General features: G+C 71.4%; 22 protein-coding genes and 2 pseudogenes. 9 read left to right on the top strand and 15 right to left on the bottom strand.

The features are described from left to right. Nucleotides 1–4: 4 nt before the first annotated feature. The 3 genes from IFR11_RS10930 to IFR11_RS10920 all read right to left on the bottom strand — a co-directional run bounded on the left by IFR11_RS10930 (nt 5) and on the right by IFR11_RS10920 (nt 1,848). Nucleotides 5–610: a PadR family transcriptional regulator gene (locus tag IFR11_RS10930; protein ID WP_055831916.1), complete on the bottom strand. Its 606-nt coding sequence runs from the start codon at nt 608–610 to the stop codon at nt 5–7. Beyond that, nucleotides 610–1,455, bottom strand: a complete 846-nt coding sequence (locus IFR11_RS10925; protein ID WP_055831914.1) for a DUF4097 family beta strand repeat-containing protein — start codon at nt 1,453–1,455, stop codon at nt 610–612. The genes IFR11_RS10930 and IFR11_RS10925 overlap by 1 nt, the downstream gene beginning before the upstream one ends. A 228-nt stretch (nt 1,456–1,683) precedes the next feature. Next, entirely contained in the window at nt 1,684–1,848 is a 165-nt protein-coding gene (locus tag IFR11_RS10920; RefSeq protein WP_191916165.1) for a hypothetical protein, read from the bottom strand. A 251-nt stretch (nt 1,849–2,099) separates the two neighbouring features. Here IFR11_RS10920 and IFR11_RS10915 point away from each other — a divergent pair, with 251 nt between their 5' ends. The 5 genes from IFR11_RS10915 to IFR11_RS10895 all read left to right on the top strand — a co-directional run bounded on the left by IFR11_RS10915 (nt 2,100) and on the right by IFR11_RS10895 (nt 7,451). After that, nucleotides 2,100–2,369 (top strand): DUF7218 family protein, encoded by a 270-nt coding sequence (locus tag IFR11_RS10915; protein WP_191916164.1) that lies wholly within the window; start codon nt 2,100–2,102, stop codon nt 2,367–2,369. Between the two features lie 3 nt (nt 2,370–2,372). Further along, entirely contained in the window at nt 2,373–3,338 is a 966-nt protein-coding gene (locus tag IFR11_RS10910) for a DNA topoisomerase IB (protein WP_191916163.1), read from the top strand. Between the two features lie 46 nt (nt 3,339–3,384). Continuing rightward, entirely contained in the window at nt 3,385–3,750 is a 366-nt protein-coding gene (locus tag IFR11_RS10905) for a fluoride efflux transporter FluC (RefSeq protein WP_191916232.1), read from the top strand. Then, entirely contained in the window at nt 3,747–4,112 is a 366-nt protein-coding gene (locus IFR11_RS10900) for a fluoride efflux transporter FluC (protein WP_191916162.1), read from the top strand. Before IFR11_RS10905 ends, IFR11_RS10900 begins: the two co-directional genes overlap by 4 nt. A gap of 177 nt (nt 4,113–4,289) precedes the next feature. Next, complete coding sequence (locus IFR11_RS10895) at nt 4,290–7,451, top strand: efflux RND transporter permease subunit (protein WP_191916161.1); 3,162 nt, start codon at nt 4,290–4,292, stop codon at nt 7,449–7,451. 439 nt (nt 7,452–7,890) lie between these two features. Here the strand turns inward: IFR11_RS10895 and IFR11_RS16790 are convergent. From IFR11_RS16790 to IFR11_RS10885, 3 genes and pseudogenes are all read right to left on the bottom strand, one after another. Continuing rightward, nucleotides 7,891–8,427 (bottom strand): annotated as a pseudogene (locus tag IFR11_RS16790) (DUF998 domain-containing protein); the annotation flags it as partial. A 328-nt stretch (nt 8,428–8,755) separates the two neighbouring features. After that, complete coding sequence (locus tag IFR11_RS10890) at nt 8,756–9,661, bottom strand: aldose 1-epimerase family protein (RefSeq protein WP_191916160.1); 906 nt, start codon at nt 9,659–9,661, stop codon at nt 8,756–8,758. Further along, nucleotides 9,658–10,284 (bottom strand): antibiotic biosynthesis monooxygenase, encoded by a 627-nt coding sequence (locus tag IFR11_RS10885; RefSeq protein WP_191916159.1) that lies wholly within the window; start codon nt 10,282–10,284, stop codon nt 9,658–9,660. The genes IFR11_RS10890 and IFR11_RS10885 overlap by 4 nt, the downstream gene beginning before the upstream one ends. Nucleotides 10,285–10,675: 391 nt before the next feature. On the opposite strand from IFR11_RS10885, the pseudogene IFR11_RS10880 reads away from it, so the two are divergent. Next, nucleotides 10,676–13,038, top strand: a pseudogene (locus IFR11_RS10880) (DEAD/DEAH box helicase); the annotation flags it as partial. A gap of 1 nt (nt 13,039) precedes the next feature. On the opposite strand, the gene IFR11_RS10875 reads toward IFR11_RS10880, so the two are convergent. Next, nucleotides 13,040–14,129, bottom strand: a 1,090-nt coding sequence (locus IFR11_RS10875) for an Rv2578c family radical SAM protein (RefSeq protein WP_191916230.1), incomplete at its 3' end; no start/stop codon positions are given. Nucleotides 14,130–14,254: 125 nt separating this feature from the next. Between IFR11_RS10875 and IFR11_RS10870 the strand changes: the two genes are divergently transcribed. Both IFR11_RS10870 and IFR11_RS10865 read left to right on the top strand, forming a co-directional pair. Continuing rightward, nucleotides 14,255–14,950, top strand: a complete 696-nt coding sequence (locus IFR11_RS10870) for a hypothetical protein (RefSeq protein ID WP_191916158.1) — start codon at nt 14,255–14,257, stop codon at nt 14,948–14,950. A 106-nt stretch (nt 14,951–15,056) separates the two neighbouring features. Continuing rightward, entirely contained in the window at nt 15,057–16,199 is a 1,143-nt protein-coding gene (locus IFR11_RS10865; protein WP_191916157.1) for a M15 family metallopeptidase, read from the top strand. Between the two features lie 128 nt (nt 16,200–16,327). Here IFR11_RS10865 and IFR11_RS10860 read toward each other — a convergent pair whose 3' ends face one another. From IFR11_RS10860 to IFR11_RS10825, 8 genes are all read right to left on the bottom strand, one after another. Then, on the bottom strand, nt 16,328–16,888 hold the full coding sequence (locus IFR11_RS10860) for an ECF transporter S component (protein ID WP_055831885.1): 561 nt from the start codon (nt 16,886–16,888) through the stop codon (nt 16,328–16,330). Nucleotides 16,889–16,905: 17 nt separating this feature from the next. Further along, entirely contained in the window at nt 16,906–17,727 is an 822-nt protein-coding gene (locus IFR11_RS10855) for an energy-coupling factor transporter transmembrane component T family protein (protein WP_191916156.1), read from the bottom strand. Continuing rightward, complete coding sequence (locus IFR11_RS10850) at nt 17,724–19,406, bottom strand: ABC transporter ATP-binding protein (RefSeq protein ID WP_191916229.1); 1,683 nt, start codon at nt 19,404–19,406, stop codon at nt 17,724–17,726. The genes IFR11_RS10855 and IFR11_RS10850 overlap by 4 nt, the downstream gene beginning before the upstream one ends. Before the next feature lie 125 nt (nt 19,407–19,531). Further along, the gene (locus IFR11_RS10845; protein ID WP_055831879.1) at nt 19,532–20,089 is read right to left on the bottom strand and encodes an ECF transporter S component; all 558 of its coding nucleotides are present in this window, start codon (nt 20,087–20,089) and stop codon (nt 19,532–19,534) included. A 122-nt stretch (nt 20,090–20,211) separates the two neighbouring features. After that, complete coding sequence (locus IFR11_RS10840; RefSeq protein WP_191916155.1) at nt 20,212–21,456, bottom strand: LCP family protein; 1,245 nt, start codon at nt 21,454–21,456, stop codon at nt 20,212–20,214. Nucleotides 21,457–21,588: 132 nt separating this feature from the next. Further along, nucleotides 21,589–22,611, bottom strand: coding sequence for a pirin family protein (locus tag IFR11_RS10835; protein WP_191916154.1), 1,023 nt, complete (start codon nt 22,609–22,611; stop codon nt 21,589–21,591). Further along, on the bottom strand, nt 22,608–22,946 hold the full coding sequence (locus IFR11_RS10830) for a GNAT family N-acetyltransferase (protein WP_055935615.1): 339 nt from the start codon (nt 22,944–22,946) through the stop codon (nt 22,608–22,610). Before IFR11_RS10830 ends, IFR11_RS10835 begins: the two co-directional genes overlap by 4 nt. Before the next feature lie 232 nt (nt 22,947–23,178). Next, complete coding sequence (locus IFR11_RS10825; protein ID WP_055935618.1) at nt 23,179–23,700, bottom strand: CGNR zinc finger domain-containing protein; 522 nt, start codon at nt 23,698–23,700, stop codon at nt 23,179–23,181. 25 nt (nt 23,701–23,725) lie between these two features. Here IFR11_RS10825 and IFR11_RS10820 point away from each other — a divergent pair, with 25 nt between their 5' ends. After that, nucleotides 23,726–23,920, top strand: a complete 195-nt coding sequence (locus IFR11_RS10820; RefSeq protein WP_191916153.1) for a hypothetical protein — start codon at nt 23,726–23,728, stop codon at nt 23,918–23,920. The last annotated feature ends 10 nt before the right edge of the window (nt 23,921–23,930 follow it).

Genomic DNA, 23,930 nt, shown 5'->3' with positions numbered 1-23,930 from the left:
CCGGTCAGCCGCGCATGGCGCGGGTGACCGCGTCGGACGCCTGGCGCAGCGCCGTCTCGATGTCGTCGACTCCGGATGCCGCGAGCTCGCCGCCGCGCGAGACGTGCGCCCGAAGCTCCGAGCGCACGCGCCCGCGGAACTCGTTGATCGCCGCATCGGCGCGAGACAGCTGCTCGCGACTGCGGGAACGGGCGTCGTCGACGGGGGCGGACTGCGCGTGCTCGCGTTCCTCACGGGAGGCGGCGGCGAGGTCGGCGCGCAGGCTCCGCATGGCGTCGCGCACGCTGCCGCGGACCTCGTCGGCGATGAGGCGGACGCTGTCGGCCAACCCCGCCTGGATGCCCTCGAGGTCGCCCGCGCGGGAGGCGACCTCGGCGCGACCGGCGTCGGTGATCTCGTAGACCGTCTTGCGGCCGTCGACGGTCTTGGTGACCAGGCCTTCTTCTTCGAGCTTCGCCAGACGCGGATAGATGGTGCCGGCCGAGGGCGAGTAGGTGCCGCCGGTGCGCTCGCCGAGTGCCTGCATGAGGTCGTATCCGTGCCGGGGCGATTCGTCGAGCAGGCTCAGGATGTAGAGGCGAAGGTCGCCGTGCGAGAAGACGGGGCTCATCACCACTCCTCCTCTCCGGCGAGTTCCTCGGGACGCAGGCCCGAGATGCCGCGACGGAGCACCGTGATCTCGCCCGAGACGGTGTTCGCTCGCACGTCGACGAACGACCCCGCGAGGGTGCCGGTCGAGCCGGTGTAGTTGGTCGGGCCGGAGCCCGAACGCACGTGACCGTCGATCTGCACGCGCCCGCTCACCGAGCGGGAGACGTAGTTCGCGGGCAGCGAGCGATCCAGACGCACGGTGGCGGTGCCGTTGACGGAGTTGAGGCTGATCGACTGGGTCGCACCCGTGGAGTCGACGAGCATCGCGCCCGAGACGGTGTCGATCGACGCCTTGGTGACGGCGCCGGTGACGGCCACGTCGCCCGAGACGCTGTTGGCGCTGAGGGCGCCCTCGAGCTCGCGCACCTGCACGTCGCCCGAGACGGCGTTGAGGGTGACGTCGCCGACGAGGCCGTCGACGATGATGTCGCCCGAGACCGTGTTGAGGCGGGCGTCGGTGCGCAGGCCCGAGACGAGGGCACTCGCGCTGACGACGCCGAGGGTGAGGGCGACCGTGCGGGGAACGGCGACGCTGACCTCGGCCTTGGGGCCGCCGGCGCCGAAGTTGCGGAACACTTCGAGGAAGTTGTCCCACCGCAGCTGCGGGTGGTCGATCTCGAGGCGGCCGTCGATCATCTCGATGCGCAGGTCTTTGACGGTGACGCCGTGCACCTCGATGCGCGCGTCGGGCTCGTCATGCGCGATGACGTCGACCTGTCCGCCGACGAGGCCGATCTTGAGTTCGCGCAGCGACTCGATGTCGATGACGCGGGTCTCGCCGGGATGGACGATCCATTTCTCCATGCTGGTGCTCCTCACTCGCGATATATCGCGTTAGGGACAGTATCGAGATATATCGCGAGTTCGTCAAGACCCCATGCGGTGATGGCGCAGGGGCGCTGCTCGCACGGCAGCGCCGCCCCGCGAAAACACGGATGCCACGCCCTCACCGAGGACGTGGCATCCGGGGCGGGGGAACCCGCCGGGGGGAGAGGGGTGGCGCGCACCCGAAACGCGCCGCTCCTCGGCGAGTCAGACGGGCTTGCGGCCGCTGATGAGGCGGAACAACAGCACGATGAGGGCGATGAGGCCGACGATGATCGCGATCCAGAGCAGGAAGTTCGCGGCCTGGCTCAGTCCGCTGACCACGGCGATGACGATCGCGGCGACGATGATGATGATCAGGAAGATGTTCATGGGGGGACTCCTTGCTGTGTCCACGTCGAGACGCGGATGCTGTGCCCGCGTCGAAACACGGAACCGGGCGAGTGGTTGATTCCACCGTGCCACCACCCTTCGGATGACCGCGCGGGGTTGACGATCCTATGAGCCCGCTGTTAGCCAGGCTCGCGCGCGATAACACGGTCGCTCGGCCGCGCCGTGTCAAGCCCGACAGGCCCCGCGCCCGCCGGGTCGTAGCGTCGGTGCTCCGACGGAGGGAGGCGGCCATGCCGGAACGGCGAGGATCGCGCAGCGTGAAAGACCCCGATCTCTACGAGGCCCTGCGCGCGCAGGGCGACTCGAAAGAGAAGGCTGCCCGCATCTCCAACGCGGCGGCGGCCCGGGGCCGCGGCTCGGTGGGGGCGACGGGCGGGAAGGCCGAGAACTATGCGGACCGCACCGTCGCCGAGCTGAGAGCGCGGGCGAAGGAGCTCGGACTCACCGGCTACTCGGGCAAGAAGAAGGCGGAGCTGATCGACATGCTCCGCGACCACTGACGCATGCCACGCCTTCTGCGCGTACGCCCCTACGAAGACCCGGGCTATCGGCGGGTCCGATCGGGCACGGGCTTCCGGTTCGTCGATCACACGGGTGCCGCTGCGCCCGAGCGCGATTCCGAGCGTGCGCGGGGTCTGGTCATCCCTCCCGCGTGGCGTGAGGTGTGGATCGCGAGAGACGCGAACGCCCACATCCAGGCCGTCGGGACCGACGAGGCCGGACGCCGGCAGTACACGTATCACGCCGACTGGTCGAAACGACAGGACAAGGGGAAGTTCGCCCGCGCCCTCCAACTGGCCGAGTCACTGCCGCGGGCGCGAGCGCGCGTCACTCAATCGCTGCGCCGCAGCGAAGGGGACCGCGAGCGGGTGCTGGCGGTGTCGTTCCGCTTCCTCGACCTGGTCGCCCCGCGCGTCGGCAACGCCCGCTACTTCGTCACGAACGGCAGCCGCGGCCTCACGACCCTGCAGCGCCGCGATGCGACGGTCGAGGGCGACATGATCCGCCTGTCGTTCCCGGCCAAGAGCGGCAAGCGCGCCGATCTGACGCTGCACGACGAAGAGCTTGCCTCGCTCGTCGCGGAACTGGCGCTGGGTCGCTCGCGTGCGGCCCTGCTCAGCTACACGCGCGGGCGCCGCCGCGTTCCGCTCACGCCCGGTGACGTCAACGCGTACGTGCGCTCGTTGACGGGCGGGCCGTTCAGCGCGAAGGACTTCCGCACGCTGCGCGGCACGATCCTCGCCGCGGAATCGCTTGCCAAGGTCGGCGCGGTGGGAGGCAAGAACGAGCGCAAGAAGGCCGAGATCGCCGCGGTGCGCGCGACCGCCGAGGCGCTGGGCAACACTCCCGCCGTGGCCCGGTCGAGCTACATCGACCCCCGCGTCTTCTCGCTGTACCGCAAGGGACGCACGATGGAACTGGGCGGGTCGAAGGACGCCGCGATCCGGCGTCTGATCCTCGGGGAGTGAGCTCACGTGCGCGCGCCGGTCACGGGCGTAGGGTGGCGCGGTGAGCATGTGGCGTGACGTCGTCCTCGTCGCCGTCGGCGGTGCCATCGGCACGGCGATCCGCGCCGGTGTCACCCTGGCACTCGGCGACGACCTCGGCCCGGCTCTGGTGCCGATCATCAACGTCGTGGGGGCGTTCGCGATCGGTGTGCTGTTCGGCTGGAGGTCCCGGATGCCGGGATCCGCGCGCGCGCAGCGCGTGCAGCTGTTCGTGGGCACCGGGGTGCTCGGTGGGTTCACGACGTACAGTGCGCTCGCCGTCGAAGCGGCCGGACCGGCCATGCTGTGGTGGGGCGTGGGCACGGTGGCGCTGGGGACCGCGGCGGCCTGGGGCGGCCTGATATGGGGCCGCGGCGGACGGCGACAGCGATGAATCCCCTCGTCTTCGTGGCCGTGGCCCTCGCCGGCGGAGTCGGTGCGGCCCTGCGGTTCCTCCTCGACACGGCCGTGCGACGCGTGACGGGCGAGCTCTTCCCCTGGGGGATCCTCGCGGTGAACGTCTCGGGCGCGTTCGTGCTCGGCATCCTGAGCATGCTCCCGGGCGACGAGGCGTGGCGCTGGATCGTGGGCACGGGGCTGCTGGGCGGGTACACGACCTTCAGCGCCGTCGCGGTGACGACGGTGCTGCTCGCCGAGGAAGGCCGCGGACGCACCGCGGCGAACTACGCCGCGGTCTCGTTCGCGGGGTCGTTGTTCGCGGCGGCGGCGGGTCTCGCGCTCGGCTCGCTCGTCTGAGGGGCCCGGTCCTCACGGGCTCGGCGGCCTCGTCCGGGATCAGCGGTCGGTCACCGCCCGCGTCGCACGCCGCCTTCTGCGCATCGCGGCCATCGGGGCGGATCCCGCGGGGAAGGCCCGTGTGATACTTACTGTCGATACATCTCTGTATCGAAACTCGACCCCGAAGGGTGCTTCGTGTCGTATCTGGCCGTTCTGAGCCTGAAGAACCGCGCCCTCATCGCCCTGGTCACCATCGTGGCGGCGATTTTCGGCGGGCTCGCGCTGACGAGTCTCAAGCAGGAGCTCATCCCCTCGATCGAGTTCCCCCAGCTCGCGGTCGTGACGACCTATCCCGGTGCCTCGCCCGAGGTCGTCGAGGCCGATGTGTCGACGCCCATCGAGAACGCGATCCGAGGGGTCGAGGGGCTCGAGTCGACCACCGCCACGAGCACGACGAACTCGTCGATCGTGTCGGCGTCGTTCACCTACGGCACCGACCTCGCCGCCGCCCAGCAGAAGATCCTCGCGGCGATCGCGCGCATCAACGACCAGCTGCCCGAGTCGGCCGACACCACCGTCGCCTCGGCGAGCATCGACGACTTCCCCGTCATCCAGCTGGCGGTCACCGGCTTCACCGATGCCCAGGCCACCCAGGCCACGCTCGAGACGAGCGTCGTGCCCGACCTCGAAGACGTCGACGGCGTCAACGGGGCGCAGATCGTCGGCGGCATCGGGCAGCGCGTGACCATCACCCCGGATTCCACCCGGCTCGGCGAGCGGGGATTCAGCCAGCAGTCGATCACCGACGCCCTCGACGCCAACGGCGTGCTGTTCCCCGGTGGTTCGCTCACGCAGAACGACCAGACCCTGACGGTGCAGACCGGCACCAAGCTCACCAGCGTCGACGAGATCACCGCCCTCCCCCTCGTTCCGAGCGACGCGTCGCAGTTCCAGGCGGGTCGCACGACCATCGGCGACGTGGCGACGGTCGCCCTGCAGACCGACCCGGTCACGACGCTCTCGCGCGTCGACGGGCAGCCAGCGCTCACCATCGCCGTCACCAAGCTCCCCGCCGCCAACACCGTCGATGTCTCGCGCGGAGTGCTCGCGGCCCTACCCGCCCTCGAGAGCTCGCTCGGTGAGGGCGCGACGTTCACCGTCGTCTTCGACCAGGCGCCGTTCGTGCAGCAGTCCATCGAGGCGCTCGCGCAGGAGGGCCTTCTGGGCCTCGTCTTCGCCGTCGTGGTGATCCTGGTGTTCCTCATGTCGGTGCGCTCGACGCTCGTGACGGCGATCTCGATCCCCACGAGCGTGCTCATCACCTTCGTCGGTCTGCAGGCCTTCGGGTACTCCCTGAACATCCTGACCCTCGGCGCCCTCACCATCGCCATCGGCCGCGTCGTCGACGACTCCATCGTCGTGATCGAGAACATCAAACGGCACTACGTCGGAGACGCCGACAAGATCCCCACGATCATCCGCGCGGTGCGCGAGGTGGCGGCCGCGATCACGGCATCCACGATCACCTCCGTCGCGGTGTTCCTGCCCATCGCGTTCGTCGGTGACGTCACCGGTGAGCTGTTCCGCCCGTTCGCGCTGACCGTGACGATCGCGATGGCCGCGTCGCTGCTGGTGTCGCTGACGATCGTGCCCGTGCTGGCGTCGTGGTTCCTGCGGCCCGGCAAGGTGGTCCGCGACGCCGAGGGCAACGCGATCGACCCCGAAGCTCCGGATGCCCCGCCTTCGCGCCTGCAGAAGGCGTACGTGCCGGTGCTGAGCTGGACGCTGAAGCACTCGGGAGTGACTCTTCTGCTGGCCGTGCTCGTGCTCGGCGGCACCCTCGCCACCGTGCCCCTGTTGAAGACCGACTTCCTTGGCGACTCGGGCCAGAACACCTTCACCGTCACCCAGAAGATCGGCTCCGCCCCCAGCCTGGATGCCGAGGACGCGGCCGCGCAGAAGGTCGAGGCCGTGCTGCTCGACACCGACGGGGTCGAGACCGTGCAGACCTCGATCGGCTCGAGCGGATCGGCGCTGCGCGACGCCTTCTCGGGCGGCGGGTCGGGGATCACGTACTCGATCACCTCGCAGTCGGGCGTCGATCAGGTCGACCTGCGCGAACGCGTGCGCACCGAGCTCGAAGCCCTCACCGACGCCGGTGAGATTGAGGTCGCGGCCTCGGGCGGGGGCTTCGGTTCCACCGCCATCACCGTCGACGTCACCTCGGCCGACTCGTCATCGCTCCAGCAGGCCAGCGATGCGGTTGTGAACGGTCTGCAGGGACGCGACGGCATCGGGCAGGTCACCAGCAGCCTGTCGGCGTCGCTCCCGTTCGTCTCGGTGCGCGTGAACCGCGACGCGGCGGCCGAGCGCGGCCTGTCGGAGCGCGCCGTGGGCGCCCTCGTGTCGAACACGCAGCAGCCCCGTCAGGCCGGCACCGTCGAGCTCGACGGTCGGGGGGTGACGGTGTACCTCGCCGCCGCCAACCCGCCCGCCACGATCGACGACCTGCGCGCGCTCGAGATCCCCACGGCGAGCGGCCCGGTGCGCCTCGACGAGATCGCGACCGTCGAAGAGAGCCAGACTCCGCCGTCGATCACGACGTCGCGGGGGCTCCGCACCGCCACCATCACCGTCACCCCCACCACCGACGACCTCGGCAGCTCATCGGCCAGCGTCACCTCGGCCCTCGCCGACGTGCAGCTGCCCGAGGGGTCCACCGCCGAGGTGGGCGGTGCCGTGACCGACCAGCAGGACGCCTTCACCCAGCTCGGCCTCGCCCTGCTCGCGGCGATCCTGATCGTCTACGTCGTGATGGTCGCGACCTTCAAGTCGCTGCGTCAGCCGCTCGAGCTTCTCGTGTCGGTGCCGTTCGCGGCGACCGGCGCCATCCTCATGCTGCTCATCACCGGGGTGCCCCTGGGTGTGGCCGGAATGATCGGTGCGCTCATGCTCGTCGGGATCGTCGTCACCAACGCCATCGTGCTCATCGACCTGGTCAACCAGTACCGGGCGCGGGGACTCAGCGTGCGCGACGCGACCATCGTCGGCGGGGCGAGGCGTCTACGCCCCATCCTCATGACCGCGCTCGCCGCGATCTTCGCGCTCGTGCCGATGGCCCTGGGCATCACGGGCCACGGCGGATTCATCTCGCAGCCGTTGGCGGTCGTGGTGATCGGTGGCCTGGTGTCGTCGACGTTCCTGACGCTGCTCGTGCTGCCGACCCTCTACAACCTCATCGAGGGAGCAAGCGAGCGGCGCCGGGAGCGACGGGCGGCCCAAGCAGAAGAGTCCGACGAGACGCCGACCGACGACGCTCACCCGCTGAGCCGCCGAGAGCTGCGCGGGAGCCGCTGACCCGGCCCGTTACCGCACGCCGGCGTGGCACCGGGCCCGCGCACGTTGCTGCCGACGCGGCGCGGTCGCTCGACGCGGGCGCGGGCGGGGCGGTGAGCGTGGGCATCATCGGGACCTGAACCACGGATGCCGTGGCGTGCGAGGTCCCGCGGGCTTCGGGGTGGAAAGCCCCGAGGCCTCCCGCCGGGGCGAGAGCACGTGTGACGAGCGGCACCGCCGGTGTCGTGCTCGACGCGCGGCCGACCGCGGTGACCGACACCGCTCCCAGGGCCCCGGGGCGCGGTGCGCGGGCGCTCGATGAGACGGAGCCCGCGCGGCGCACGATCGACGACCGGTGCGCGCGGCGGCGGGGGGCGAGGTGCGCGACATGGGGGGTCCCGGCATCCGGCGCTCGAACGGCCGTCGCCTGGGCCGAGGCGAGGATGTGCGTGAACATGCCCGCCCACGCGAACATCGCGGCGCACGCGATGGTCTCGAACAGGGCGAGGTTGATCGTCGCCGACACGAACAGCGCGATCGAGATGACCAACCACACCAGGGCGACGCCCGTGCTGATGGCCATGCGCTTGCCGAGGCGGTGGAACAGGACGGGCGAGGTGAGCAGCAGCGCCAGGAAGCCGAGCACCATCGAACCCGCGACCCGGTCGTGCAGGTCTTTGTCGGTGTTGAGAGGAATGCAGCCGACGAGGGCGAGATTCACGCCGATGACATTGAGGCAGAGGAAGGCGATGGTCGCGGCTCCCCGGCGCACCGGTCCGCGACCGAGGCGGCGGACATCGCGGCGCACGCGGAAGGCGAAATACACGACGATCATTCCGCTGACCTTGAGCGTGTTGTTGAAGAATGCGGCCGAAAGGTCGTGGAACGTCCCCAACTGGCTGAAGTGCAGCTGCCACCACAGCGGGTCGCTCGTCGTCGCGATCGACAGCAGCAGGCCGCCCACCAGGACGATCAACGCCGCAGCGCCGACGTGCATCGTGGGCACGGCGTCGAGGCGTCGGACGATTCCGCGCAGGCGCGGGATCGAGGGCGAGGAAGGGACGGCGGATCGGAGCGCGGTGCTCATGGCGGGGGATCTTTCCTCAGGACGGAACGAGCGTCCCCCCACACCGCGGGACCCTCGGCCCCCGTCGGCTCATTCGGGTATCAACCGAGGGAACCGTGGTCCTCGGCCGCCCCCGGCCTTGACGGAAACCGTCACTCGAATGGTAACGTTCGCGGCGCGTTATTGGGAAAGGGGTTGCCTGAGGATATCCCTGATCATCTGCACATTCCGTGTCCCCCAAATGGGGGACAAGGAATGCTCACGAGTGAAAGATGATGCCCCATTCCCGGGTGAGCGAAGCCCCCGGATCGAGGGTGTCGAGGTCGAGTCCCGAGGCGAAGGCGTTCGCCGGGGCGGTCATCGGCTCGATCGCCACGGCGAGGGGCTGGCCGGGGTACCGATCGGTCGTGAACACCTGCGCCCAACGGAATCCGTCGTCCTGCCAGAGTTCCACGGCGCGTCCGTCGGGCGCGGTCAGGGTGTGCCGCGCGCGGCCCTCGGCGTCGCGCTCGAGACCGCGGTAGCCGTTGTCGAGCGAGGCGTCGCCCAGGCGTCGGCCCGCTCGCAGGTCGTTCGTCTCGTCTACCGACACCTCGTCGACCGGGATCTTGCGGTCGTCGAGCACGAGCGTGGTCGTGCCGGTGGACTGTACGACGAGATCGGCGGTGTCGACCCCGCCGATCTGCAGGTACGGGTGCACGCCGAGCGCGACCGGGGCGACCGTCGCTCCGACGTTCTCGATGACGTGCGTGACGTGCAGGCCATCGGGCTGCAGCGCGAACGTCACCCGGGTGCGCAGGTGGAACGGGTATCCGGTCTGCGGAACGACGTCGGCGCCGAGCACGAGGCGGTCGGTCGTGTGCTCGATGGGCTGGTACGTGCCGAAGCGCAACAACCCGTGGCTGGCGTTGCCGAGGGCGGGCTCACTGATGGCGAGCTGCCGCTCGACCCCGTCGAAGGTGTACCTGCCGTCGCGGATGCGGTTCGGCCAGGGGACCAGCACGACGCCGGATGCCGCGGGCGTGGGTGCGTCGTCGGCGTAACGCGGAACCAGGTCGACGCCGTCGACCGTGAGCGCCCGCAGCGCCGCGCCCACCTGGGCGATCTCGGCGGACGCGTGGTCGGTGCGCAGGGGGAAGCGGTGTCCGGTGGGGTCGGCGGTCATGACGAGGCCTTTCTCGGGCGGGGCGGGCGCTGCAGCCAGGGGCGCAGCAGGCGGGTGACCCACGGGAGCACCGCGTAGGTCATGACGGGCGTGAGCAGGACGGTGGTCGCGAGCACGCGCAGCACCAGGGGAACCTCGGTGAAACCGGGCACGAAGCCCAGCAGCCAAGAGGCCAGCAGGTTGGTGGGGAAGAACCCGACCCAGATCGTCACCGCCTGCTTCCACCGCGGGGGAGCGGACGGGACCGGCTGCTGCACCGGTTGGGTCCCGGCATCCGTCGTCGCCTCCATGATCGAGCCGAACGGGGCGTCGAACCACCCCTCGATCCCGGTGCGTCGCTCCACGCGCTCCTCGCGGGCGAACGGGCGCCCCGAATCGAGCCACCATTGACGCTGCGTCGAGGTGTCCCACTGCTCGAGCGTCGTGATGTCGCGGAACCGGTAGAGCATGTACCAGAGGTCGCTGTCTTCGCCCGCGCGCACCCAGCCCGAGCCGAGGAAGCCGGGGAACGCGGTCGCGAGGTCGGTGCCGGCCTGCATCCAGGAGGTCGCTTCGGCGGTGCGCGTCGGGTCGATGCGCCGCTCGATCGCCACCGTGATGGGGTGGGCGTCGGTGTCTGCCATGGGTCCATCTTCGTCCACGCCGGGCGTTCACCGACGTCGGGGGAGGCATGTCCCACTTCGTGCGGTTCTGAGGCGTCGAACCCGCACGAATGGGGACATGAGCGCGGGGTGGGGGAGGGGGTGTCCCACTTGGTGCGATCGACGGGCCGCGAACCTGCACGGATGGGGACATGGATGCCATTCCCAGCCGCGACCGGTAACGTCGGGGAGTCGGCTCTGGACACCGCGCGTGATGCGCGGATGGGTTTGTAGTCCAAGGGGCCGATGGAGAGCACGCGATCGCGTCCTCCCATCACTAGTGAATGGCCCCCGGCCGACGGATGTCCGGGTTTCGCACCGCTGCGCGCGGTGCCGCTGTCTCGCGCGAAACAGAACCCAGAAGGACATCGTCATGCCCAAGAACAAGAAGCCCGCCGGCGGCCGCCCCGCCAAGAACTTCGAGCCGCGCTACGGTGCGCAGACCTCGTTCCAGGACCGCAAGCGCCGCCCCGAGGGCGCCGCGTCCGCGAAGCCCGGCAGCAAGAGCCCGAGCCACCGCGGTTACCGTCCCGAGGCCGAGGCCGCCCCCGACAAGCGTCGCTGGAGCGCACAGGACCGCGTCGGTCGCGACGAGTCGCGCGGCATCCGCAGCTCCGCCCGCGATGACCGCTCCGGCCGCACCGACCGCCCCGCGCGCTCGTTCGACGACCGCCCGGCGCGCTCGTTCGACGATCGCCCCGCGCGTTCGTTCGACGATCGTCCCCGCCGCGATTTCGGTGACCGCCCGGCCCGTTCGTTCGACGACCGCTCCGGTCGCCCCGCTCGCGATGACCGCGCCCCCCGCGTGGATCGCGTCGACCGCGACAGCCGCCGCGCCACCGGCGACGGTCGCCCGTCGTTCCGTGATGAGCGTCCGCGTCGTGACTTCGGCGATCGTCCGGCCCGTTCGTTCGACGAGCGTCCGCGTCGTGACTTCGGTGACCGTCCGGCCCGCGACGACCGCCCTGCCCGTTCGTTCGACGACCGCCCGCGTCGTGACTTCGGCGATCGTCCGGCCCGTTCCTTCGACGAGCGTCCCCGCCGCGATTTCTCGGACCGTCCCGCCCGCGACGAGCGCCCCCGCCGCGATGCCGGCGAGCGTCCCGCCCGGTCGTTCGACCGCCGCGACGAGCGTCCGGCCCGTTCGTCGGACGACCGCCCCGCTCGTTCGTTCGATCGCAGCGACCGTCCCGCTCGTTCGTTCGACCGCACGGATCGTCCGGCGCGTTCGTTCGACCGCACTGATCGTCCCGCGCGTTCGTTCGATCGCAGCGATCGTCCGGCCCGTTCGTTCGACCGTAACGACCGCCCCGCGCGCTCGTTCGACCGCAACAACCGCCCCGCCCGTTCGACCGACGACCGTCCTGCCCGGTCGTTCGACCGCAACGAGCGTCCGGCTCGTTCGTTCGACGAGCGCCCGGCCCGTTCGTTCGGTGACCGCCCCGCCCGTGACGAGCGTCCGCGCCGCACCGACGGCCCGAACCGCGCGGACTGGAACGCCACCCCGAAGCGCTCGGCCGAGCACGAGCAGCGCGTCGACGTCGTGCACGAGCGCCTGCAGGCGCAGGCCGTGGACGTCGCGACCGAGACCGGTGTCGGCTTCGCCGAGCTCGGTTTCGGCGACAACATCGTCCGTGCCCTCGCCAGCCTCGGCGCGGCCACGCCGTTCCCCATCCAGGCGGCGACGGTGAAGCCCATCCTCGACGGTCGTGACGTGCTCGCGCGCGGTCGCACCGGCTCGGGCAAGACCATCGCGTTCGGTGCCCCCATGGTCGAGAGCGTCCTGCGTTCGCAGGCGGGCGAGAAGCGTCAGTTCGCTCGCGCGCCCAAGGCCCTCATCCTCGCCCCCACGCGCGAGCTCGCCCTGCAGATCGACCGCACGGTGCAGGTCATCGCCCGCAGCGTCGGCCTGTTCACCACGCAGATCTACGGCGGCGTGCCCCAGGCCCGCCAGGTGGGTGCGCTGAAGAAGGGCGTCGACATCATCATCGGCACCCCCGGCCGCATCGAAGACCTGCTCAACCAGGGCAAGCTCGACCTGTCGCAGGTGCAGGTGGCCGTGCTGGACGAGGGCGACCACATGTGCGAGCTCGGTTTCCTCGAGCCGGTGCAGCGCATCCTGCGCGCCACCGCGAAGGGCAGCCAGAAGCTGCTGTTCTCGGCCACGCTCGACCGTGAGGTCGCCGCCCTCGTCGACGAGTTCCTCGTCGACCCGGCCGTGTACGAGGTCGCCGGTGAGGACCAGGACTCGGGCACCATCGAGCACCGCGTGCTCGTGATCGACCACCGCGACAAGGCCGAGATCCTCGGTTCACTCGTCGACCGCCCGGGCAAGACCCTCGTCTTCGCGCGTACCCGCGCATACGCCGAGACGCTCGCCGCGCAGTTCGACGACGCCGGTATCGCCGCGGTCGCGCTGCACGGCGATCTCAACCAGCAAAAGCGCACGCGCAACCTCGAGAAGCTCACCTCGGGTCGCGTCAACGTGCTCGTCGCCACCGACGTCGCCGCCCGCGGCATCCACGTCGACGACATCGACCTGGTGATCCAGGCCGACGCCCCCGACGAGTACAAGACGTACCTGCACCGTTCGGGCCGCACCGGCCGCGCCGGTCGCAGCGGCACCGTGGTGACGCTCATCACGCGGCAGCGTCAGCGCCGCATGACCGAGCTGCTCGACCGCGCCGAGATCCAGGCGCCGTTCGAGCCGGCGCAGCTCGGCGACGACCTGATCGANGCCCGCTGGCCGGGGCGACGCGGGGGCGAATGGATGCCGAGGGCCCGGTGCCGCGGACCGGACCGAGGCTGCTCGTCGGCGTCGCGCGGGCGGCGAGGCCCGGCTGCGGTCGCCCGCGAGGGTGGTCGTCTTCGTCCCACCCGTCGAGCCGGTGCAGGCGCAGCAGGGGACGCATGCGCGCGCCGAGCCAGGTGCGGTAGGCCTTGGGTGCTTGAGCGGAGACGCCCGGGTAGAGACCTCGGTACGACGACACCAGGTGCGGTTGCTCGCGCCCCAGCCATTCGAGGAACCACTGCTTCGCGCCCGGACGCAGGTGCAGCGCGCCGTAGACGACGCGAGCCGCGCCGGCGGCGCGGATGCGCGCGAGGGCGTCGTCGAGCACGGCGAGCGAGTCGGTCAGGTGCGGCAGGATCGGCATGAGGAAGACCGTGACGCGGAAGCCGGCGGCGGTGGCGGCGCGGACCGTGTCGAGGCGGGCGTCGGCGCTGGGGGTGCCCGGCTCGATCGCGTTCTGCAGGGCGTCGTCGAAGACGGCGATCGACATCGCCAACGAGACCTTCACCTGCGTGGCGGCGTCGGCGAGCAGGGGGAGGTCGCGGCGCAGGAGCGTGCCCTTGGTGAGGATCGAGAAGGGCGTGCCGTTGTCGGTGAGCGCGCCGACGATGTCGGGCATGAGGCGGTATCGCCCCTCGGCGCGCTGGTACGGGTCGGTGTTCGTGCCGAGCATGACGGGCTCGCGCGCCCACGATCCCCGACGCACCTCCGTGCGCAGCACGTCGGCGACGTTGACCTTCACGACGATCTGGGAGTCGAAGTCGGCGCCGTAGTCGAGGTCGAGGTACTCGTGCGTCTTGCGGGCGAAGCAGTACGAGCACGCGTGCGTGCAGCCCCGGTACGGGTTCACGGTCCAGTCGAACGGCATGGCCGACATGCCGGGCACGCGATTCAGGGCGCTCTTGCACTGCACCTCGTGGAACGTCATTCCGGCGAACTCCGGAGTCGTCACCGAGCGGACGAGACCGTCGATGCGCTCCATGCCCGGGAGCGCCGACGGGTCGTCCACGCCCAGCTGCTGCCCCTGCCATCTCATCGCCATAGTCGAACACATGTTCGATTTTCTCGCAACCGCCACGCCGCGCACCTCGCCTGCACGAACGAGTGTCGTCGCGGTACGGTGATCGCGACGCCGACCACCGGCGAGACACGGAGGCGCCCATGGAGTCGGTCTCGCGAGTACGCGGTCAGCACCTGCTCCATGCGTCGATCGGTCGCTTGGAGCCCTGGCATCCGGCGTTGGTCGTGCGTCGTCCGGCGCTGTCGGGATGCTCGTGGTTGGCACTCATGGCGGCGCTGCTGCTGGTGTGCGACCTCGTGGACGCCCCGGAGTGGGTCGCGCTCGTCGTGTCGCTCAGCGCGGCAGCGCCCAGCCTCGGCGCGACCCTCATCGTGCTCTCGCAGACGCCGCGCACCCACCTCGATCACGAGGAGTCGATCCTCGGACACTTCTTCGCGCGCTTCTTCGCCGTGCTCGGGGCTCTGGTGCTGTGGGTCGGGTCGGTGGTGCTCGGCGCCGCGGTCGCCGTGCAGCTCGCCGAAGACACCGGCAGCAACCCCGATCAGGCGTGGTTCGAGGCGTTCGAGATCATCGGCGGGGTAGTGCCGCTGATCATCGCGATGCTCTGGGCGGTGCTCGTGCTGCGCTGCGTGGGATACATCGCGCGGCTGCGGGGGTGGGCCGCCGTCCCCGACCGGCACCGCATCCCCGATCACTTCTTCGCCGAGCACCCTCGCACACGTCGCGTCCTGATCGGGTTCGCCCACCCGCTGCTGCTGCTGCTGGTCGCGGGTGCGGTGAGCATCGTGCTGGGCTTCCTGGCGGCCGGTGAGCTGAGCCTCGTGACTGATATCTGACTGCTCGCCGTTCCCGTCGGCCCGAGTCTGCCCGACCGCACATTCACCGCGCGAACGCGCGGCCGACTCGACCCGTGCCCCCGTCCAGGGGAGAATGGGTCGAGTCATGTCGCACGATCCCGAGATCTCGCCCCGCCGCGCCGCGCGCGCGGAGGCCGAACGACTCGCGACGGCGGCCCTCACGCTCGCGCCCGCCGCGGCAGAGCCCGTGCCCCCGATCCCCGCCGCCGAGCGGCCCGCCACCGACACGGCGGCCCTCGCCACCCGCCGCCGGCTGCGCGAGGCCGCGACCGCTGCGCCGACGACGGCCTCGATCCCGGTCCTCCGCCGCCGTCGCCTTGTCGCCGTGGGCGGGGCCGTCATCGTGGTGGCCGCCCTCGCCATCGCGATCGGTGCGGCGACCTCGGGATCCCCCGGTGGCGTCGCGGCCGACACCGACGCTCCGCCCGTCGCCGCCGTCGTCGCGGGGCCCCCCACCGTGCCCGACGAGGGTCTGCCGGTCGTGCAGCAGGCCGCCGTCGCCGCCACCTCGACGCCCTGCGACGACGCGGCGTTCACCTCGGCCCTGGCCGCGGGTGACGACGCCGGCGCGATCGCGGCCGCCGGGGGCGGGAGCGCCTTCCGCGCAGCGGTGGCATCCGGGATCGCGCCCTGCGTGTCGTTGTCGGACCCGAACCGCGAGTGGATGGTGGTCAACAAGCAGCGCGCGTACGACCCCGTCGACTACCGCCCGGGCGACCTCGTGATGCCCGACAGTGTGCGCGCGCTCGAGGAGTCGGCGCTGCGCGCGCCCGCGGCGGGGGCGCTGACTCAGCTCGTGCGTGCGGCCTCCGACGCCGGTGCCGGCGAGATCGGCTACCTGAGTGCCTTCCGCTCGTACAGCACGCAGCAGTCGACGTACGCCGGCCGCGTGGCCGTGGGCGGGGTCGAAGCCGCCGACCGCGAGAGCGCCCGCGCCGGGTACAGCGAGCACCAGTCGGGCCTGGCCGTCGACATCGTGCCGTGCAACGGCTCGTGCGCGACGCTCGACGACGTCGCCGCCTCGCCCCAGGGTGCGTGGGTGCGCGATCACGCGTGGGAGTACGGCTTCATCACCCGGTACGTCGAGGGCAGCGAGGGCATCAGCGGGTACGAGCCCGAGGCGTGGCACCTGCGTTACATCGGCCCCGAGCTGGCCCGCGCGTACCACGAGGGCGGTTACGCCACCCTCGAGGAGTTCTTCGGCCTTCCCGGGGCGCCCTCGTACTGAACGTCGAGGCGTCGGAGGGGGCCTCCGGCTCCTCGAGTCCGACGGCGGGCGAGGCCGAGGTCCGGCCGTGCGCGAGGTCGTGCCGCGACGCCGCGCGCCGGCCGGATCGTCCTCCGGCGGGGTCGTCCTCAGGTGGCGCTCGTCCGCGGGCGGCGGCGAGCGAGGCGTGCGACTCCCGCGCGGCGCAGAGCATCGGCGACGGCGATGCCGATCGCCATCCCGGCAGCGGATGCCACGAGCGTGAGCAGGTAGAAGAGCACGACGGTGAGGGGCGCGAACGTGTCGAGTCCGAAAGACGCCCAGGCGAGGGTCGGGTAGACGGCTGCCACCACGACGGCTCCGGCGAAGAACTGCCACCGGTGGAAGAACCGGTACAGCACGACGAGGAACGGCAGCTCGACGAAGAAGGCCCACCAGAGGTTGGTCGCGACGCTGCCCCACCCGTACCCGGAGAGCGGCGCGGCCACGAGGCCCGAGATGAGCCCGACCAGCAGCGCGGAACCGGGGCGTTCGAGTAGGCGCATCGCGACGGCCGCGGGCACCAGCCACAGCCCGGCGAGTGCCACCGCCGCGAACGGCGCGGCGGCGAACAGCACCGTCGACACCCAGTTGGCGGCGGTCAGCATGATGCCGCCGGCGACGCCGATGGCGGCGCAGGTGAGCAGGAAGACGGTCGAGATGCGCGACATGGATGCTCCGGATCGGATCAGACGGACAGGCGGGGAACGACGAAGAGGGCGGCCGAGATCGCCCAGAACGCCAGGGTGAAGACGGTGTCGCGCCGGCGCCAGGGCACGCGGTGGCGCTCGGTGCGGTCGGGGTGGGCGCCGAACGCCCGCGCATCCATCGCGAGGGCGACACGTTCGGCGTGGCGGATGGCCCCGGCCAAGAGGGGAACGACGTACCCGATCCCGCGCGCGGGTGCCGAGAGCACGCCGCCCCGCGTTCCCCGCACGCGATGCGCCTGGCGGATCACGTCGAGCTCGTGGCCGAAGCGCGGGACGAAGCGGATCGCCGCGAGAGCCGCGTAGCCGATGCGGTAGGGCACGCGCAGGTTCTGCACCAGCGCCCGCACCAGGTCGGGGCCCGAGGTGGTCAGTCCGCCGACGAAGGCGAGCGTCATGATCGCGGCCAGCCGCAGCGCGGTCGACAGACCCGTGGACACCGCCCCGTCGGTGAGGGTCCACTCGCCCACGCGGATCAGCGCGGTGGTGGCCTCCACGCGGGCCGGGTCGACCCAGAGCGAGAAGCCCAGGCCGATCACCACGATCGAGAGGGGCACCACTCCGGCGAGGAGGGCGACGAGACGCCGGGTGAGACGCGTTCCGGTCAGGAGCAGGACGTAGGCGAGGCAGAGGAACGCGATCGGAGTGCTCAGGTCACGCACGAAGACGAGCGCGATCATGGCGGGGGCCGGGCCCGTGATCTTGGCGAGTGGATTGAGACCCCCGAGCCACCGCGTGTCGCGCCGGCCGCGGGTGACGGCGGGCGTGTCGGCGCGTGTCGATGCCGCGGCGGGGGCGGTCATGCGGCCCCGCCCGGCAGGTCGCGCAGTCGCATCAGCGCCGCGAGCTCCGGATGCCGCTGCAGACCGGCGAAGGCGCGCCGCAGCGCGGGCGTGCTGAGGCCCGCGCGTCCGACGACGTCCTCGTCGTCGAAGACATCGCCGACCGGTCCGTCGGCGGCGATCCGGCCGTCGTCGACGACGATCACGCGGTCGGCGTGCTCGGCGACCACCTGCATGTCGTGGGTCACGACGATGATGGTCGTGCCGTCGTCGCGCAGGTCGTCGAGCAGGCGCAGCAGTTCCTCGGCGCGGGCGCGGTCCTGGCCGAACGTCGGTTCGTCGAGCACGAGCAGCCGGGCGCCGCCGACGAGCGCGGTTCCCACCGACAGCCGCCGCTTCTGACCGCCCGACAGCAGGAAGGGGTGCACCGTGGCCTTGTCGGCGAGGCCGAACCGCTGCAACAGCGCCTCGGTGCGCGCGCGGACCTCGTCGTCGGAGAGCCGCTGTCGGCGCAGGCCGTGGGCGATCTCGTCGAACACGGTCGTCGCGATGAACTGGTGCTCGGGGTTCTGGAACACGAAACCCACGTGACGCGAAAGCGTGCGCGGATCGGTGCGGCGAACGTCGAGCCCCGCGATCCGCACGGTTCCGCGCGGTGGGCGCAGCACCCCGGCCAGGGCCTGCACGAGGGTCGTCTTCCCCGCGCCGTTGGCGCCGACGACGGCGACGAACTCGCCCGCGCCGACGGACAGGTCGACGCCGTGGAGCACGCGCGTGCGTCCGCGCGAGATGGTCAGCCCCTGTACCTGCACGAGGGGGTCGCCGATGCCTCGTCGCGGGCGTGGGGGAGCGGGTGCCGTCGCGGGCGGGGCGATCGTCTCGAGCGTCCGTCGCAACTCGCGAGGGGTCAGTGGCAAGGGGGCGATGTCGTATCCCGCCCGTCGCAGGCGCAGGGCCGCGAGGGTGGCCGTGGGCAGCCACACCCCGAGCGCGTGCAACTGCTCCGCGCGGTCGCGCAGCACGTCGTCGACGCCGCCGTCGGCAACCACCCGGCCCGTGGCATCCAGGGCGACGACGCGGTCGACCAGACCCATCGCGGCATCGAGGTTGTGCTCGACGAGCACGATCGCCCGGTCACCCTCGGCGACGACGTCGCGCAGCGCCGCGTACACGTCGTCGACGCCGCGAGGGTCGAGGTTGGCGGTGGGCTCGTCGAGCACGAGCAGGGGCGAGCCCATCGCCAGCGCGCAGGCGATGGCCAGACGCTGACGTCCGCCGCCGGAGAGCACGTCGGGGGCGTCGTGGCGACGCTCCCACAGGCCCACGCGGCGCAGGGCCTCTTCGGTGCGGGCGAGCACGACCTCGACGGGGAGCCGCAGGTTCTCGGGTCCGAACGCCACCTCGTCGAGAACGGTGCCCGTCACGAGCTGTGCATCGGGGTCTTGGAAGACCATGGCCACGGTGGTCGCGAGCTCGGCGACGGGCGTGGTCGTGGCATCCTTCCCCCCGACGCTCACCGTGCCCTCCACCGTGGCGGGAACGGCGTGCGGGATGAGGCCGTTCATGGCGAGCGCCGCCGTGGACTTCCCCGATCCGCTCGGACCGAGCAGCAGCACCACGTCTCCGGGGTGCACGTCCAGACGAAGCGCGGAGGGGGTGGGCGTCGCGGCGTCGAGGTGGGTGATGGCCACGTCGCGCATGCGCAGCAGAGCCCCGGTGTCGGCGCGGGTGGGCGCGGTATCGGGGTGGGGGTGAGCGGTCACGGGCGAGTCCTCGAGAAGTGAGTACGCCCTAACTTAGTGCAGCCTAAGTTGGCCGCGCGCCCTCATTTCGTCGTCGAGAGACCGCGCCCCACCCCGGCGCGACGCAGACCCGAGCCGATGGCGAGTCCTACTGCGGTCCAGGCCACCGGTCCCGCGACGCCGATCACGAGGTAGGCGACGCGGGTGACCGGCGCGAGGCTGGCGATGTCGGCCGCGAACCAGACGACCACGGCGACGAGCGCGCCGATCACGAGCGCCGAGCCGTAGAAGCGCACGGACGCCCACACGCGGTACCGGGTGAGGGCGGCGACGCCTTCTTGGATCCCGCCGAACAGCAGGGCCGTGCCGAGGAAACGGAACGTCCACTGCGGCGCCATGGCACTCGCCACCAGCGCGGCGAGCACGTGCGTCACCAGGGCCACCCCGGCGCGGCGCACCACCTGCTGCGCGATGATTCCGGGCAGCACGTGCGAGCCCAGCACGAGCCCGTAGGCCCAGGGTGCGCCCGCCAGGACGATCAGCGTCAGCCACCCGGCGGCACCGCCCACGATGCCGGTCCCCACCCCGATCGCGGCGCAGACGAGCAGCACGCGCGTGGAGAGACCGGATGCCAGGGACACCCGCTCAGCGTAGCGGCGACGCCGGGATCGCTGGACGCCCCGCCGGTCGAGTCGGGCTGGTCACGGGGGAGGCTGCTGAGCGTGACGAATCCGGCGGGCTCGGGGGACCTCGGCGACGCCGGTCAGTTCACCACGCCGGCGCTGCACGTCTGCTGCGCCGCGCTCGACCCCGTGATCGACTCGGGAAGGGCCACCGCGCCGGTGTTCGGGTCGACGGTTCCGGGCTCGACCGCTTCGCCCTCGGAGGGTGCCTCGCTCGGCACGGCCTCACCGGGAGCGGGTTCTGCGACGACGACGCCCCCGTTCGCGCCGGCGTCGCCGGTCACCTCGATGCCCTGGTTGGCGAGAAGGGCGTCCCACAGCACCTGCGCCGCGTCGTAGTTCGGCTCGACGCGGTTGGCGTCGGCGCTGGCCTGAACGGTCGGGTACTGCACGAACACGATGTCTTGGAACGGCACGTCTTTGACCGCGGACGCGATCTGCACGAGCGTCAGCGGGTTGGTCAGGCTCTGCGTCGGCGTGACGTTGCGCAACCCCGTGGAGGCCAGACGGAACAGCGTCGCCGGGTTCGACAGCACCTCTTCGCTGACGAGCTTGCGGGCCAGACGCGACATGTACTGCTGCTGGTTGCTCACGCGCGCCAGGTCGCTGCCGCCCACGCCGTAGCGGGTGCGCAGGAACTGCAGGGCCTCGAGACCCTGGATGGTGCGCGGACCCGCGGCCCAGTCGATGCCGGTGTTCTCGTCGCGCATGTCGCTGGCGAGGCAGATCTCGACGCCGCCGATGGCGTTCGTGATCTCGATCACCCCGCCGAAGGTGACCATCGCGCCGAACTGCACGGGTTGCCCGCTCATGTCGGAGATCGCCGTCATCACGCACGACAGTCCGCCGTAGGTGTAGATCTCGTTGATCTGCACGTAGCCGCCGCCCCAGCGGTCGCCGTCGGCGGTGTCGCAGGCCGGGGCGTCGAAGAGCAGGTCGCGGGGGAACGACACCACCGTCACCCGACGCGGGGCATCGGAGATGTGCACGAGGATGTTGACGTCGTTGAGCTGCCCCTCGGCGTCGGGGCCCTCGCAGCGCTCGCCGAAGACCTCGCGCAGGCTCTCTTCGCACGCGTCGATGCCGACGACCATCATGTTCACGCCGCCCTCGAGCTCGCTAAGGTCGGGCGGGACGGGCGGCTGGTTCTCGACGACGACGGCCTCTTCGGTGAAGCTCGTGGTCAGGTCGTAGGCGGTGTACGCGGCAACGCCCGCGGCCGAGACGAGGACCACCACGACGGCGACGGCGACGACGGTAAGCAGCTGAGCGATCGGGTGCGGGGACCGCAGGCGCGCATGCTGTGCGACGGTGCGACGGCGCATGGTTCCTCCTCGAATTCCCCCGAGTCTAGGGGCACCCGATGCCGCGGCTCGGCGGTCTCGTCGAGGCGTTTCACGCCGGGCTCGCTGGTCGGGTCGGACTCGTGCGCCCTGCGCGCTCCGCGGGCTGACGCGTCAGTCGCGCCGCCGCCGCGGCGTCAAGCGCACCGCGGGCAGGGGCGGGGCGGGAATGCGCTCGGGGCCGTGATCGATCACCGTGCCGAAGCGGTCGGCCCGTGCCTCCCAGGCGTCGCGCGCCTCGACGATCTCGTCGTGCGAGCGGCCGACGAAGTTCCACCACATCACGATGTCGGCTTCGAACGGCTCGCCGCCCAACAAGAAGACCCGGGCGCCGCCGTCGCTACGCAGTTCGAGGTGGTCGCGTCCTTTGCCGACGTAGACCAGCCGGCTGTCGTCGATCGCCGCGGTGGATCCCGGCTCCAGGCCCGGCGCCGGTCGTCGCGCGGCGTCGGCGTCGACGGCATCCATTCCCGTCACGGCGTCGGCGTGGCCGGTCATTCCGTAGAGGGCATACTCCCATTCGGGGTGAAGGGGCACGCGCACGGTCACGCCGGCAGGCAGCCGGACTTCGGCCCCGACGATCGGGGTGTGCACCGTCGCGGGAGAGGCGACGTCGCCGAGTTCGCCCATCACGACGACCGCGTCGGCGCCGTCGCCGAGGTCGATCGTGGGCAGGTGCTCGTGTCGCTCGAAGGCCGGAGCACCGTGCCGGCGCGCGTCGGGAAGCACGACCCACAGCTGGAGGGCGTCGAGGGGGATGGGGCCCTCGCCGACGGAGTATTCCGAGTGCGCGATGCCCGCACCACTGGTCATGAGGTTCAGCGCCCCCGGTCGCACCACGACGTCGCTGCCCACCGCGTCGCGGTGTCGCACCTCGCCCACGATCGGCCACGTCACCGTCTGCAGGCCGATGTGCGGGTGCGGTTCGACCCGCATGAGGGTCTCTTGCGGGCCGAACCGGTCGAGGAAGCACCACGCCCCCACCATCGGCAGGGCGCGATGCGGCAGCGTGCGGTGCACCTCCATGCCCCGGACGCCGCCCAACGGCACCTCGCGCGCCTCGATCACGAGGGAACGCGGTCCGTCGCACGCGATCGGACCCTCGGATGCCGGCGGGGCGACGTCGAGTCGGGTCACGAGGGTTCGCCGGGCCCGGCGGCGTCGGCCGCGTCGTCTTCGTTCGGCCACTCCACGACGAGGCCCGGCACGTCGTTCTCGCGCAGGTAGTGCGCCACGAAGGGGCACGACGGGATGATGCTGCCGCCGCGTCGGGCGAGGTCGGCCAGCGCCTCGCTCGCGAGGACCTTGCCGAGGCCGCGACCGGCGAAGGCCGGGTCGACCTCGGTGTGGGGGAGGGTCGTGCGGTCCTCACCCGCGGGGCGGAAGTCGAGGAAGCCACCGAGCTCGTCGCCCACGTGGATCTCGTAGCGGCGCGCCTCGTCGTTTCGGGTCACGGTCAGTTCGTCGGCCATGGGAGTCTCCTGTCGTCGGTGTCCGTCGTCGGTGTCCACGACAACGTACGTGCGTCCCGCGGTGTTCCGCCATCCCCGCCCGGTCGGCGACGGATCTGGTACCCCCGGTCCTCGCGGGCGCCCCCGGCAGCGCCCGCCGGCACCGCGTCGTCTCGGTCGCTATCTCGGCGGCTGTGGTGGGTGCCGGTCGTGGCCGCCCGCCTCCGGGCGCTCGTCGTGAGCGCCGGGGAGGTCAGCGCGGGACGCGCGCGCGATGGCGGCGCACCGCGGCTCGATTCGCGCAGCGCACCGAGCAGTACCGTTGCCGGCCGTTGCGCGTGACGTCGACGACCACGCGATCGCAGGGCTCGGCGGCGCATCGAGCGAGGCGGGTCATTCCCCGGGTGACGAGGTGCAGCGACGTGCCGACCGAGATGACCGCCGCGAGCACGCGGGGGAGCGATTCGTCGCTGTCGCGATAGTGCAGGTGCCACCCCTCGCCGTCGTGGTTCGTCAGGCGCGGGTAGGCCGTCACGGCGGCCATCTGGGCGTTCAGCCGCGCGGCGCGCGCATCGGGATCGGTCTCATCGACGATCCGCAACCACTCGTCGACGACGGTGCGGGTGCGTTCGTGGTCGTCGGGTGCCGCGGGGAAGGTCATCGTCATCCCGCTCTCGCGCGTGCGGCGTTCGATCCCCTCGCGGTCGGCCGGCCAGTCGTTCGCCAACGAGGCGGCCAACAGGACGGCGTACTCGCCGTAAGGGTTGAGATGCATAACGGCATTACATCACGCTGGTTCCATGACCGCCCTCCCGACCGTCCTGCCCGCCGCCCCGGCATCCGTCCACGAACACGCGTGGCTCACCGAATCGGTGCACCCCACGAGCGCCGGACGCGTGCGTTACGTGCGCTGCACGGGCTGCGCCGCCCGACGCGTGGACCTGGATCCGGTGACACCGGCGCCGCCCGTTGCGATGACCCGATCGATCGGCTGACCACGCCTCC

This window comes from Microbacterium sp. CFBP 8801 (genome assembly GCF_014839455.1).
In the GTDB taxonomy this organism is placed as follows: Bacteria; Actinomycetota; Actinomycetes; order Actinomycetales; family Microbacteriaceae; genus Microbacterium.
The sequence above is the reverse complement of the archived record's forward strand: the minus strand, read 5'-3'. Positions and strand labels throughout refer to the sequence as shown.